The sequence below is a fragment of the Litchfieldella rifensis genome (genome assembly GCF_042646605.1).
Taxonomy (GTDB): Bacteria; Pseudomonadota; Gammaproteobacteria; order Pseudomonadales; family Halomonadaceae; genus Litchfieldella; species Litchfieldella rifensis.
This window is the reverse complement of sequence record NZ_JBHRUG010000001.1, coordinates 1-13,010: the sequence shown is the minus strand read 5'-3', so window position 1 is coordinate 13,010 and position 13,010 is coordinate 1. Positions and strand designations below refer to the sequence as shown.

At 63.9% G+C, this 13,010-nt stretch carries 9 protein-coding genes; 2 read left to right on the top strand and 7 right to left on the bottom strand.

Annotation, left to right across the window (positions count from 1 at the left end):
• Positions 1–13: 13 nt before the first annotated feature.
• From nirD to ACFOEV_RS00025, 5 genes are all read right to left on the bottom strand, one after another.
• Positions 14–397, bottom strand: a complete 384-nt coding sequence (gene nirD / locus ACFOEV_RS00045) for a nitrite reductase small subunit NirD (RefSeq protein WP_386770322.1) — start codon at positions 395–397, stop codon at positions 14–16.
• 252 nt (positions 398–649) lie between these two features.
• Complete coding sequence (nirB, locus tag ACFOEV_RS00040) at positions 650–3,169, bottom strand: nitrite reductase large subunit NirB (RefSeq protein WP_386770320.1); 2,520 nt, start codon at positions 3,167–3,169, stop codon at positions 650–652.
• Positions 3,166–4,473, bottom strand: coding sequence for an NAD(P)/FAD-dependent oxidoreductase (locus ACFOEV_RS00035; protein WP_386770318.1), 1,308 nt, complete (start codon positions 4,471–4,473; stop codon positions 3,166–3,168). The genes nirB and ACFOEV_RS00035 overlap by 4 nt, the downstream gene beginning before the upstream one ends.
• A gap of 252 nt (positions 4,474–4,725) precedes the next feature.
• Entirely contained in the window at positions 4,726–5,754 is a 1,029-nt protein-coding gene (locus ACFOEV_RS00030; protein ID WP_386770316.1) for a CmpA/NrtA family ABC transporter substrate-binding protein, read from the bottom strand.
• Positions 5,751–6,344, bottom strand: coding sequence for an ANTAR domain-containing response regulator (locus tag ACFOEV_RS00025; RefSeq protein ID WP_386770314.1), 594 nt, complete (start codon positions 6,342–6,344; stop codon positions 5,751–5,753). Before ACFOEV_RS00025 ends, ACFOEV_RS00030 begins: the two co-directional genes overlap by 4 nt.
• 479 nt (positions 6,345–6,823) lie before the next feature.
• Between ACFOEV_RS00025 and ACFOEV_RS00020 the strand changes: the two genes are divergently transcribed.
• Both ACFOEV_RS00020 and cobA read left to right on the top strand, forming a co-directional pair.
• Entirely contained in the window at positions 6,824–9,568 is a 2,745-nt protein-coding gene (locus tag ACFOEV_RS00020; protein ID WP_386770312.1) for a nitrate reductase, read from the top strand.
• Positions 9,528–10,451, top strand: a complete 924-nt coding sequence (cobA, locus tag ACFOEV_RS00015; RefSeq protein ID WP_386770310.1) for a uroporphyrinogen-III C-methyltransferase — start codon at positions 9,528–9,530, stop codon at positions 10,449–10,451. The genes ACFOEV_RS00020 and cobA overlap by 41 nt, the downstream gene beginning before the upstream one ends.
• Before the next feature lie 107 nt (positions 10,452–10,558).
• Here the strand turns inward: cobA and ACFOEV_RS00010 are convergent, their stop codons facing one another.
• Positions 10,559–11,389 (bottom strand): alpha/beta fold hydrolase, encoded by an 831-nt coding sequence (locus tag ACFOEV_RS00010; RefSeq protein WP_386770308.1) that lies wholly within the window; start codon positions 11,387–11,389, stop codon positions 10,559–10,561.
• A gap of 165 nt (positions 11,390–11,554) precedes the next feature.
• Positions 11,555–12,610 (bottom strand): alpha/beta fold hydrolase, encoded by a 1,056-nt coding sequence (locus ACFOEV_RS00005; protein WP_386770306.1) that lies wholly within the window; start codon positions 12,608–12,610, stop codon positions 11,555–11,557.
• Positions 12,611–13,010: the final 400 nt, after the last annotated feature.

The window sequence follows — 13,010 nt, the reverse complement described above, 5'->3', positions numbered from 1 at the left end:
CCGGAAAGGGGCATTACAGTGCTTCGATGGCGATCATTACCCGATCGCCGTCGAAGTGTACCGGCCAGGTGCGCAGTCGCTGGTTCTCATCCTCCAGACACTGACCATCCTCGAGCCGAAAGTGCTGCTTGTAGATCGGTGAGGCGACGACGGGATTACCCTTGAGATCGCCGACGATGCCGCGTGCGATCACATTGGCCGCGGCGAAGGGGTCGTGATGGTCCAGTGCGTAAAGCTCGGGATCGTGGCCAGGGAGGTAGAACAGGGCGACCTGCGCTGGCCCCTCGGGCGTTTCGATCCATGCAGCGACGCCGGAAAAGGCCACCAGATCGGCCTTGGTACATAGCGGTTGCCAGGTCACGTCGGCCTCGGTCTGGAGTGCGGTTGCGGTACTCATCGGGGTTCTCCTCGTCTTGTTCGGTTGCTTGTCGTGTAGGAGCGGCTTCAGTCCGGGCGGCGTTCCGACGATGGCAGAACCGGGCATCGCGACTGAAGTCGCTCCTACATTAGCCGTGTGCCGATTTCCACCACATGTCGCTATGGCGGGGTTCGTAGGAGCGGCTTCAGCCGCGATCCGGCCGTAAGGTCGGCTTTGTATGCCAAGTCCCCGTCACAGCTCATCGCAGCTGAAGCCGCCCCCCTGGATCTATCAAGCTGGGCGCAACTGGCCGCGCTCTTCGGTGACGATAATGTCCGGGTCGGGGCGGGCATCGTTGACGAAGCTGCGGAAGCGCTTGAGCTTTTCCGGATCCTTGATGGCATTGGCCCATTCGCACTCGTAGCTGTCGATCACGCTCCGCATCTGGGCCTCGAGTTCGTCGCCCAGTCCCAGGCTGTCGTCGAGGATCACTTCCTTGAGGTAGTCCAGGCCGCCTTCGAGGTTCTCGCGCCATACCGAGGTGCGCTGCAGACGATCGGCGGTGCGCACGTAGAACATCAGGAAGCGGTCGATGTATTTCACCAGGGTCTCGTCATCGAGGTCGGTGGCCAACAGCTCGGCATGACGTGGACGCATGCCGCCGTTGCCGCACACATAGAGGTTCCAGCCGTTCTCGGTGGCGATCACGCCGACGTCCTTGCTCTGGGCCTCGGCGCATTCGCGGGTGCAACCGGAGACGGCGAACTTGATCTTGTGCGGTGAACGCAGCCCCTTGTAGCGATTCTCGAGGTGGATCGCCATGCCCACGCTGTCCTGCACGCCGTAGCGGCACCAGGTGCTGCCGACGCAGGATTTCACGGTGCGCAGCGACTTGCCGTAGGCATGGCCGGTCTCGAAACCGGCGTCGATCAGCTCGCTCCAGATATCGGGCAGGTCCTCGAGCCGAGCACCGAACAGGTCGATGCGCTGGCCGCCGGTGATCTTGGTATACAGGTGGTACTTCTGGGCCACCTGGCCGAGCACCACCAGCTTGTCGGAGGTGATCTCGCCGCCGGGGATGCGTGGCACCACCGAGTAGGTGCCGTTCTTCTGCATATTGGCCATGAAGGTGTCATTGGTGTCCTGCAACGGCACATGCGCGGCGTCGGTGATCGGCTCGTTGAAGCATGAGGCGAGGATCGAGGCCACCGCCGGCTTGCAGATATCGCAGCCCAGGCCCCGGGTATCGGGAGAACCGTGCTTCTCGATCAGTTCACTGAAGGTCCGGATGCCCTCGACGCGGACGATGGAATAGAGCGCCTGGCGGGTATGGGCGAAGTGTTCGCAGATCGACTTGTCGACCTCTACCCCACGCGCTTCCAACTCGTGATCGACCACGCTCTTGAGCAGTGCCGCACAGCCACCGCAGCCGGTACTGGCCTTGGTCTCGGCCTTGACCGCGCCCAGGTCGCTGGCGCCGGCGTCGATGGCCGCGCAGACGGCGCCCTTGGTGACGTTGTGGCACGAGCAGAGGGTCGCGGTATCGGGCAGGGCATCGGCCCCCAGGGTTGGCGTGCCCCCCTCACTGGCGGGCAGAATCAGGCACTCCGGCTGGTCGGGCAGCGCGAGGCCATTATCGTAGTACTGCATCAGCGTGTCGTAATAGCTGTTGTCACCCACCAGCATGGCGCCGAGCAGCTTCTTGCCATCGCTGGAGACGACCATCTTGCGGTATTGCTGCTTGATCTGGTCCAGGTAGCGAAACACCCGGGCGCCGGGCGTGCGGTCGCCGTGGGCATCACCGATCGAGCCCACATCCACACCCATCAGCTTGAGCTTGGTGCTCATGTCGGCCCCCTGGAAGGTCAGCTCACCCTCCGTCAGGGTGGCGGCAGCGGCCTTGGCCATCTGATAGCCGGGACCGACCAGGCCGAAGACGCTGTTGTTCCACACCGCCACTTCGCCGACGGCCAGGATGGCCGGGTCACTGGTCAGGCAGTGGTCGTCGACCACCACGCCGCCACGCTCGCCCATTTCCAGTCCGCAGTCGCGGGCCAATTCATCCCGTGGGCGGATCCCGGCAGAGAACACGATCAGGTCGGTTTCCAGCACCTTGTCGTCCTGGAACACCATGCGGTGAAAACTCGCCTGCCCATCCTCGATATGCTGGGTGGCACGGCCGGTCAGCACCTGCACCCCGAGGGCTTCGATCTTCTCGCGCAGCAGCTCGCCACCTTCCGTATCGACCTGCATGGGCATCAGCCGGGGAGCGAACTCCACCACGGCGGTTTCCAGGTTCAGTCCGCGCAGGGCATTGGCCGCTTCCAGCCCCAGCAGGCCACCGCCGACCACCACGCCGGTGTTGGCGTGTTCCGCGGCGGCACGAATGGCATCCAGGTCGTCCAACGTGCGGTAGACCAGGCAGTTGGGGCGGTCATTGCCGGGAATCGGCGGCACGAACGGGTAGGAGCCGGTGGCCAGCACCAGGCGGTCGTAGGCGTAGCGGCCCTGTGGTGTGACGACTTCGCCCTTGTCGCGGTCGATGCCGGTCACCGCCTCGTGGAGGCACAGCTCGATGCCGTGCTCGGCGTAGTAGTCGGCAGTGGACAAGGCCAGTGAGGCGGCGTCGCGGCCGGCAAAGTACTCGGAAAGATGTACCCGGTCATAGGCCGGATGGCGTTCTTCGCCGAACACGGTGATGCGGTACGACCCGGTCGCACCGGATTCGACGAGCTGTTCGACCAGATGGTGGCCGACCATGCCGTTACCGATGATGATCAACCGTGATTTGTCGGAATTGGGCTTGTTCATGCGGCCTCCTCCTCTAGGGGGATGTCCGAGCGACGGATCGGGGTGGCGAGAAGCGGTTTGGCGTCGCCGGCGCCGAACAGCAGCGCTTGGCGGCAGGCCTGCACGTTGCTGCCGGCCAGGGATTGTTCGAAATACCAGGGGCCGGCGGCGGTATCGCCATAGAGCACGGCGCCCACGATGCGGTCGTCACGCAGCAGCAGACGGCGGTAGTCGCCATGCTGGGGATCGTGATAGGTCAGCACCTCATGCCCGTCGTCGGCTTCGATGGGACCGAAGGCGTACAGCGAGACACCGCTGACCTTGAGCTTGGTGGCGGTGGGCGCCTCGATGTAACCCTCGACCGGCTCGCCGGCCAGCCACGCGGCCAGTACCTCGACCTGGCGCCAGATGGGTTCCACCAGGCCATAGGTCTGGCCCTGGAACTCGCAGCACTCGCCCAGGGCATGGATCGCCGGGTCGGAACTGGTCAGGTGGGCATCGACGATCACGGCGCGGTTGATCTCGAGCCCGCAGCTGCGGCCGAGTTCGGCATTGGGCGTGATGCCGATGGCCACCACCACGCAGTCGGCGGCGAGAAAGCGGCCATCCTCCAGCCAGGCGCCACGGACATGGCCCTGGCCATCGTCCTCCAGGCGGGACAGCCGCCCGTTGGTCACGATCTTGAGGCCCCGGGAACGCAACTCGCCTTCGAGCAACTCGGCGGCGGTGATGTCGAGCTGGCGATTCATCAACCGGTCGTCGCGCTGAATGATGCTCACGCTCATGCCACGCTTGCGCAGTCCCTCGGCGGCTTCCAGGCCCAGCAGCCCGCCGCCGATCACCACCGCCCGGCCACCCCGTTCGGCGGCGCGGGTGAGGGCGGCGGCATCGTCGAGGTTGCGAAAGCCGTGGACGCCGGCCAGCTCTAGACCGGGAATCGGCGGCATGGCCGGGCGCGAGCCGGTGGCCAGCACCAGGCGGTCATAGTCGAACTCGCGACCGCTGGCGGTGGTTACCTGGTGGGCCTGGCGGTCGATGCTCTCGACATGCTCACCGAGGACCAGCTCGACGCCCTGCTCGGCGTACCAGTCGGCGTCGTGGAGGGTCAGCGCCTGACGCTCCATCTCGCCGGCCAACAGCGGCGAGAGCAGGATGCGGTTGTAGGCCGGGGCCCGCTCGGCACCGATCACGGTGATATGCGCCGGCCGCTGCGGTTTCTTGAGCAGGGTCTCCAGCAGTCGGTGACCCGCCATGCCGTTGCCGATGATCAGCAGGCGCTCATCCCGCGGCAATTGCTGGTGATAGGTGGAGTGTCGATGGATCATGTCGGGTTGCCTTTCACAAGAAATGGCTCGCCAAAAAAAGACGCCTCGACACTTCCCCAATCGAGTGGATGGGAGTGTGGAGACGTCTTCGCCGTGTCTTGGTGAGGCGATCGCCGTTGATCGCCATGATGTTCTACGTTCAGCAAGGAGCCGGCCATGTGCCGCTATTTTTTACTTTTTCCTTTTACTTTCAATTATGTGTGAATGGCGCGGCATTTGCCGATGGCCCCGGTTGGGAAGAGAGGCTGCACACTAGTGGTGCGAGGCAGCATCGAAATGCACGGGGCTGTAGCACTCGTTCAGGGTGTCGCGATCGAGGCGGCGTCCCAGCGTCCGCATATGCTGGTCCACCTGCTCGGCGAAGTGGCCAGCGGAGGCAGCATCGGGGCGTAGCACGTCCCTTCCGAACATGCGTTGCGCGAGTCGCGGCTCATCCAGCGGCAGGTATTCGAGATGGCAGACCGACCGATCGAGGTAGGGCGGCAGGGCCAGCCAGTCGCGTGCCTGGTAGCGGTGCTGGGGGGCGCTTTGCAACCACTGGCTGGCCTCGACCAAGGCGCGAATCAGGCGTATCAGGGTGGCCGGATAGCGTTTCGCCCAGGAGCGCGTCACGCCGAGGACCTTCTCGGGAGAACCGGGCCAGAGTTGGACGCCAGTGGCGACGATGCGCCCAACCTCGCGGTACTCCGCCAACGTGCCCCAGGGTTCGCCGACGCAGAAGCCATCGATCTTGCCCGCCTGCATGGCCTCGACCATGCGGGGCGGCGGCAGCGCCACCAGATCGATGTCCCGGTCGGCATCGATCCCTCCCAGTTCCAGCCACTGTCGCAACTGATAGTGTTGGCAGGAGTGCGGATAGACCATGGCCAGGCAGGGACGCCGTGCGGGAGTCTGGTGGCGTAGATAGGCGCCCAGCGCCTGTGCACTCTCGGCCGGTTCGTCCTGGAAGTGCGCGCCGCTGGCCTCCGCCAGCACCCGGGACAGGGTGATGGAATTGCCGTTGCGGCTGAGAATGATCGGCGCCAGGGTGTCGCAGGGTGCGCGTCCCAGGCCCAGGCTCATGGCCAGCGGCAGGGGGGCCAGCATCTGACCGCCATCCAGCAGGCCGGCGGCGACCTTGTCACGCAGCGTCGACCAGGCGTTCTGGCGTGACAATGCCACATCCAGCCCCTGCGCGGCGAAGAAGCCCCGTTCACGCGCGACCACCAGCAGGGCGCAGTCCAGCAGCGGCACGAAGCCCAGTTGCAGACGCTCCAATTCCGCCGTTTGCAGCGTATTCATAGGCCTTTCTCCAGACGTTCGAGAATATCGATGACGCTATTGGCCACCTCGGCGATACGTTGACCGCGGTCCATGGCGATCTTACGCAGCATGCGATAGGCCTGCTCTTCATCGCAGCTCTGGTGCTTCATCAGCAGGCCCTTGGCGCGCTCGATGCGCTTGCGTTCGCTGAGCTGGTTGCGAGCCTTGTCGAGTTCGCTGCGCAGCGACTGGAAGGCATCGAAACGGGCGATGGCAACCTCGATGATGGTCTTGACCCGACTCTGCACCAGGCCGTCGACCACATAGGCGCTGACCCCGGCCTTGAGCGCCGCTTGCATGGTGTCGGGATCATGCTGGTCGGCGAAGAACACCACCGGACGTGGGTTCTCGCGGTTGAGCAGCGACATGCTGTCCAGGGTGTCGCGGTCGGGGGACTCCATGTCGATGATCACCACGTCCGGCTGATGGCGGGCGACCATCTCGTTGAGGCTCGCGGGGTGCTTCAAGTGACAGATCACCTGATGGCCTTCGCTCATCAGGGCTTCCTCGACCATGGCGGCGCGCACGACCTCATCGTCGACCAACAGAACTTTCAATGGTGGTGGCATGGCGTTGGCTCACGGTTATCGGTTTAGCGACTGCCTTGGCCCTTGCAAGGAATGTTCCATTTGGCGGCACCGGCTGGTGGTTTTGCACTAAAAGTGGGCATTTGGCGCGCCTCAGAGGGTGGCATGACCATCCTTCGGTCAAGTGCCGATCGGCCGGAAGGCTGCATCAGCGTGGTGCGTGATGTGCCTCTCTGCCATGTCATGGTGCGATTGTCGTGGGGCAAGGGGGAGATTCAGGGCCTGCCTGACGGCCGCACTTGGCTTGTACCCGCCTGTCGTTACGGGCTTGCCGAGCCATTGGAAGGAAACCTGGCATACCGCTTGCTAGCCATATGACATAGCAGGGTCACCAAGGAGCCAGCGTAGGCTCCGCGACCCTGGAAAGACGACGACGTCCAGTTTCGGCCCTGAGTGGTGCCGAAGGTGGGCGTTTTTTGTTTCCCGTTCGCTTTTTTATTCTTGAAAGTTAGGAGCCCGCCATGCACCAGGCCCGAACGACTTGTCCCTACTGTGGCGTCGGCTGTGGCGTGATGGCGTCGGTGGAAGGCGATACCCTGACCGCCGTGGCCGGCGATAGCGACCACCCAGCCAACTACGGTCGGCTGTGCGTCAAGGGTTCGGCGCTGCACGAGACCCTAGGCCGCCAGGGGCGCCTGACACGCCCGCGGGTCGATGGTGTCGAGGTCGACTGGGACACGGCGCTGGACGCCGTGGCCACACGCCTCGCTCGGACGCGCCAGGCCCATGGCGATGCGTCGGTGGCGGCCTATCTGTCCGGCCAGTTGCTCACCGAGGACTATTACGTCGCCAACAAGCTGTTCAAGGGTTTCCTCGGCACGCCGCATCTGGACACCAACTCGCGGCTGTGCATGGCCTCGGCGGTAGCCGCCTACAAGCGCTCCTTCGGTGCCGATGCCGTGCCCTGCAGCTACGAGGACCTGGAAGAGGCTGAACTGGTGGTGCTGGTGGGATCCAACCTGGCCTGGAACCACCCGGTGCTCTACCAGCGCCTGCGCACGGCCAAGCAGCGCAATCCGCTGATGCGCGTGGTGGTCATCGACCCGCGCGTCACCGACAGCTGCGAGATCGCCGATCTGTACCTTGGCGTGCGGCCGGGCAGCGACGCGCGCCTGTTCAACGGGCTGCTGGCGTGGATGGCGGCCAAGGGACGCCTGGACCGGGTCTATCTCGATGGCCATACCCAGGGGCTGGACGAAGCCCTGGCCGCGGCCCGCGAGGACGATACCCATATCGAAGCGATCGCCGCCGCCTGTGACGTCGACCCCGAGCGCCTGGAAACCTTCTATTACTGGTTCGCCAGCCAACTGCATGTGGTGACGCTCTACTCGCAGGGCATCAACCAGTCCAGCAGCGGCACCGACAAGTGCAATGCGATCATCAATTGCCACCTGGCCGGCGGCAAGATCGGCCTGCCCGGTGCCGGGCCGTTCTCCATCACCGGCCAGCCCAATGCCATGGGCGGCCGCGAGGTCGGCGGCCTGGCCAATCAACTCGCGGCGCACATGGATTACCATACCCCGGGTGCCATCGACCGGATGACGCGCTTCTGGACCACCGACAGCCTGACGCCGCGTTTGCCGCCAGGCCCCGGCCACACGGCCGTGGACCTGTTCGAGGCCATCGAGCGCGGCGAGGTCAGGGCGCTGTGGGTGATGGCCACCAATCCGGCGGTCAGTCTGCCCGACGCCAATCGGGTACGCGCCGCGCTTGCGAAGTGCCCGCTGGTGATCGTCTCCGAGTGCGTCGCCGACACCGACCTGCTGCCCTATGCCGATATCGTGCTGCCGGCCTCGAGCTGGTCGGAAAAGGACGGCACCGTGACCAACTCCGAGCGGCGCATCTCTCGCCAGCGTGGCCTGCTGCCGCCGCCCGGCGAGGCGCGCCACGATTGGTGGATCATGACCCAGGTCGCCCGGCGCCTCGGCTATGGCGAGGCCTTCGAGTACGCCGAGCCGTGCGAGATCTTCGACGAACACGCGCGGCTCTCCGGTTTCGAGAATTCTCTCGACCCCTCCCTCGACAATCGGGGCGAGGGCTTTCGGCTGTTCAATATCGCCGGCCTTGCGGGACTCGACCGCACCGCCTACGACGCTTTGACACCGATTCAGTGGCCGGTGACGGCGCAGACGCCGGGGGGCACCGCCCGGCTGTTCGGGGATGGCCACTTTGCGACCGCGGACGGGCGTGCGCGGCTGGTCGCGGTGCGTCCGCAGGAGCCGGCCCAGGCCCTGAGCGAGGCCCGTCCGTTGCGTCTCAATACCGGGCGGGTGCGCGATCAGTGGCACACCATGACGCGTACCGGTCGGGCCCCGCGCTTGATGAACCACCGCGCCGAACCCTTTATCGAAGTGCATCCCGACGATGCCGTGGCCTTCAACGTTGGTGATCAGCAGCTCGCGAGACTGACCAGTCCCAACGGCGAATACCGGGCTCGAGTGCGCCTCTCCACGGGCCAGCGCCGTGGCGAAGTCTTCGTGCCGATGCACTGGACCGACCGCTTCAGTGGTCAGGCACGCATGGGGAGCCTGCTCGAGGTGCACCTCGACCCGCTTTCCGGGCAGCCCGAATCCAAGCACGGCGCCGTCTCGCTGGCTGCGCTCGACATCGGCTGGGAAGCCACCCTGCTGGTGGCGGCGGACCTGCCGAGCGACCGCGGCTGGCGCGAGGAAGCCGAGTATTGGACACGGATACCGCTGGCCAACTGCCAGCGTTGGCAACTGGGTGGCGGCCAGCCCGGCGACGACTCCCACGACTGGCTGGCCTGGGTCCAGCAATGGCTGCCGGTGGCACCGACACTCTGGTGCGACGACCCGGCCAGTGGCCGGCTACGCGCCGCCGGCATCGAGAACGGCCGCCTGCGTTGGTGGCTGATGGTGGCGCCTCCCGCCGAGCTGCCCGGCCTGGCCTGGCTCGACGAGCGTTTCGCCGAGGCGAGCCTGGGTAACGGGATACGCCGCCGTCTGCTGGCCGGCTGCGATTCCGGCGAAGCCGATAGTGGCCCGCTAGTGTGCAGCTGCCACCAGGTGAGCGAGAAGGCTATCGTCGAGGCCATCCGCGGCGGCGATACCAGCGTCGAGGCGCTGGGCGCCCGGCTTGCCTGTGGCACCCAGTGCGGCTCCTGCATCCCCGAATTGAAATCACTGCTCGAAGAGGAAGGTCGCCATGCGCGCTCCGACAAGAAGCTGGAAACCGAGGTTGCCTGAAACGCTGGTCAGCCTGAGCGGGGCGCTGGCTCGCCTGAGTGCGGGCGCTGCCCGCTATCTTGCTAGCCTCAAGGGCAACGATGATCTCGCGGATGGCGGCGCCCGGCTGCCACGGCGCGGCGACTGCCGCCCCGGCAACGTCTATCTGGTCGGCGCCGGCAGCGGCGATGTGGAACTGCTGACCCTCAAGGCCGCGCGGCTGCTGCAGCAAGCCGATGCCGTGGTCTACGATCGTCTGGTCGGCGATGAGGTGCTGGCGCTGATTCCCGCCGGGCGCGAGCGCTACTACGTGGGCAAAGCCCGCGGCCATCACAGCGTGCCCCAGGCCGAAATCGGTGCCCTGCTGGTCGAACTGGCGGGGCAGGGCAAGTCGGTGGTGCGACTCAAGGGCGGCGACCCCGGCGTCTTCGGGCGCATGGGCGAAGAACTCGCCGCGCTGGCGGAAGCCGGTGTACCGGCGCATATCGTTCCGGGTATCACCGCGGCCTCGGCCGCCACCGCCTCCATGGGGATCCCGCTCACCGACCGCGCCCACGCCCAGCAGCTACGCTTCATCACCGCCCAGCTGTGCCGCGACGGCGGCGAACCCGACTGGGCATCGCTGGCCCGTCAGGATGAGACCCTGGTGTTCTACATGGGCCTCTCCAAGGTCGATGCCATCTGCGCCGGCCTGCGCCGCGCCGGGCTCCCCAGCGACTGGCCGATGATGCTCGTCGCCAATGCCAGCCTGCCCGAGCAGCAGTCGCTCACCGGCACCCTGGCGGATATGCCGGGAAAGCTGGCCGCGCAACCACTGCCGTCGCCCTGTCTGATCGTGGTCGGCAGCGTGGTGCGGATGGTCGAGAGCAGCCCCGTGGCGGAACGTCAACTATTCTGCGAATAGTCGCCGACCCGTGGCATAGGCCATGGCTAGGCGCGAATTGATCGGCCAAGTTACTCTTGCATGACGACGCGATCATTTCTCCTGCAGGCTGCCATCGCGTCGGATCGTTATTGTGCGCCGTGTGCGAATTCCGCCAGTTCTGTATTGAACCGTTCAGGACTCTCCATGAACGGCATGTGAGCAACCGCTTCATACCAAGAAGCCGTCGCGGTTGGACAAACCCGCAGGATGTGCTCTGCCATGGCGGGTAAGACGTGCTGATCTTCTTCACCCTGTGTCACGAGTACAGGCACCTTCATGTCCAGGAGCACATCGTCGGAATCGATCTCTCGTGCCAGTAGGGCCGCTCGCACCTCGGCGGGAACGATCATGTTGAACGCCAGTGCATATTCAAAGTCCTCTTCCGTCATGGGGCTGGCGACTAATTCCCGCACGAATTGTCGCATTGCCTCGATGTTGGTCGGCAAGTCCGGCTGTGTCGCTCCTTCCACATGTCTTAGAAAACCGGGTCCGAAAAGTGTACTCAAAACTGATTCATTGAATATCACTCCACCACCGACATAATTCACTCCGGAAATGGCAGAATGCCCATAAGCGCGCAAATAATCACCAATGACGAAGCCACCGTATGACCATCCAACCAATATTGGCCGATCGAGATTCAGTTCTTCGATGATGGCAGCAATGTCATCCGCCCAGAGTTGGGCATCGCAATAGTGTTGAGCCTCCTGCGGAGCATCGGACATTCCATGGCCGCGTAAATCCAACGCCACGAGCCGAAACTCGTCGGCGAGCGGGCTTTCATACTGGTACCTCCAGACCAAATGGTTTCCAGACCACCCATGAATGAAAAGAATCGGGATACCGGCAGCATTGCCCCATTCGCGCACATGGAGGCGTAGATTGCCCCCTCCTGCAATTGAGTGCGTCGTTGCCATTGTCGACCTCCACTCCCCGTTACAGCAGGAAAGTCACTCTTTATTTGCTTTGCTACCTTATTGGGAACCTATCCCGATATCTTGGCTCGCAAAGTGGTACTGCGAAATAGGAAAAGTGCCCTTTTTTATCCTCTTTCCAGGCTAGACTTGGGACATTTGTCCCGGTCAGTCGTAAAACCCTTGATCGTGTGCCAGAACGATAGCCTGGGCACGGCTTCGGACACCGAGCTTGTCGAATAGATGGGATACGTGGTTGCGAACGGTCTTTTCGCTGATATGCAAGCGTTCAGCAATCTGGGCATTGGTCAGGCCTGCAGTGATCCCATCGAAGATTTCACGTTCGCGACGAGATAGGTCAGTGAGCGGGGGAGTGTGGCCGTGTCTCAGGCCGGTGAACTCGAGCACTCTGTCCTGGAAAGTCTGCCATGCTGGTTCATGCTCGAGGAGAATATGGTTGGGAGAGTCGAGTTCGACAAAAGATGCGTCGGGAATCTCAGAGGCGATCAGCCGTCCCTCCTCAACTGGCACCACGTCGTCTTCACGTGCATGGAGTACCAGCGTCGGCACTCGGATCATCGGAAGCAGCCCCGTGACAGCCATCCCACCTCGAGCTTCCAGCAGCTTCACAGCGATTTCCGCACTGGTAGTTCGGCGACAGAGGTCATTGAACCAGCCGAGCTGTACCTCGCTGGCGCCAGGAATGAAACGCGAGGTAAAGACCTGACGGAACACTGGATTGTCACTGCTCCATCCGTGGCGCATCAGCTCCAACATCGCGCGGTAAAATTGTTCCGTGTCCGGGTTGCCTCGCTGTGCCCAGCCGCGAGCATAGCCGCCGTACAAGATCAGTTGTGAAACGCGCTCGGGGTGACTGGCAGCATAGCTGATGGCGGTGCCTGCCCCCTGGGATATGCCTAGCAGAATCAGAGGTGCTCGGACACCAGCCTCGTCGATCACGGATGTGAGATCTTCCAGCCAGCGTGCCGGAGACAGGTCGCCGATATGCCAGTCCGACATCCCGCTGCCACGCTCGTCGTAGCGGATGAAGCGGAAATGTTCTCCGAGAAAGCTCATCCAGTGCCGCCAGACAGGACTTTCCCAATCGTATTCGAGATGAGTCAACCAGTTTGAAGGCTTGACGAGCGTCGGCCCGCTGCCAGTCTCCGCCCAGGCCAGATGGACACGGTCCGAAGTCGTCAGGTAACGGACCCGCTGGCGCATTGTCATGTCCTGGTAGAGTGCCAAGGAAGCTCATACCAGAGTGTAGCAAGGCGGCCTTTGCTGATAGTTCCGAGTCACACTGCGACCAAGTCATCACCCCATGGCAGAGGGCTTGGGCGCATGCCCTTTGTGCGGCTTGTTGCGGGTGGCAATGACGACGCCATTAGCAGCCCGGCGGCGGTGCTTGGCCGGGTAGAGCGCTGAGCGAAGCCACCCGTGCAGGAGAGGCTTCATCTGCGATTCAATGGCCAGTGATCGGCTGAACAAAGCCTCTCTGGCAGGAACGAAGCCACCGGGTAGATACTCCGTTTCGACTCAAGCGTTCATATGCTCATCGCTGAAGAGCAACGAGGAATCGAATGGGGTTTGGCTCTGCATGCAGGCCCACAGGCCGGTGAGG

Bases quoted from the DNA above. Each gene is read 5' to 3' on its own strand.
- nirB (WP_386770320.1), bottom strand. From the start codon at position 3,169: ATGAACAAGCCCAATTCCGACAAATCACGGTTGATCATCATCGGTAAC.
- ACFOEV_RS00010 (WP_386770308.1), bottom strand. From the start codon at position 11,389: ATGGCAACGACGCACTCAATTGCAGGAGGGGGCAATCTACGCCTCCAT.
- ACFOEV_RS00005 (WP_386770306.1), bottom strand. From the start codon at position 12,610: ATGCGCCAGCGGGTCCGTTACCTGACGACTTCGGACCGTGTCCATCTG.
- ACFOEV_RS00025 (WP_386770314.1), bottom strand. From the start codon at position 6,344: ATGCCACCACCATTGAAAGTTCTGTTGGTCGACGATGAGGTCGTGCGC.
- ACFOEV_RS00020 (WP_386770312.1), top strand. From the start codon at position 6,824: ATGCACCAGGCCCGAACGACTTGTCCCTACTGTGGCGTCGGCTGTGGC.
- cobA (WP_386770310.1), top strand. From the start codon at position 9,528: ATGCGCGCTCCGACAAGAAGCTGGAAACCGAGGTTGCCTGAAACGCTG.
- nirD (WP_386770322.1), bottom strand. From the start codon at position 397: ATGAGTACCGCAACCGCACTCCAGACCGAGGCCGACGTGACCTGGCAA.
- ACFOEV_RS00035 (WP_386770318.1), bottom strand. From the start codon at position 4,473: ATGATCCATCGACACTCCACCTATCACCAGCAATTGCCGCGGGATGAG.
- ACFOEV_RS00030 (WP_386770316.1), bottom strand. From the start codon at position 5,754: ATGAATACGCTGCAAACGGCGGAATTGGAGCGTCTGCAACTGGGCTTC.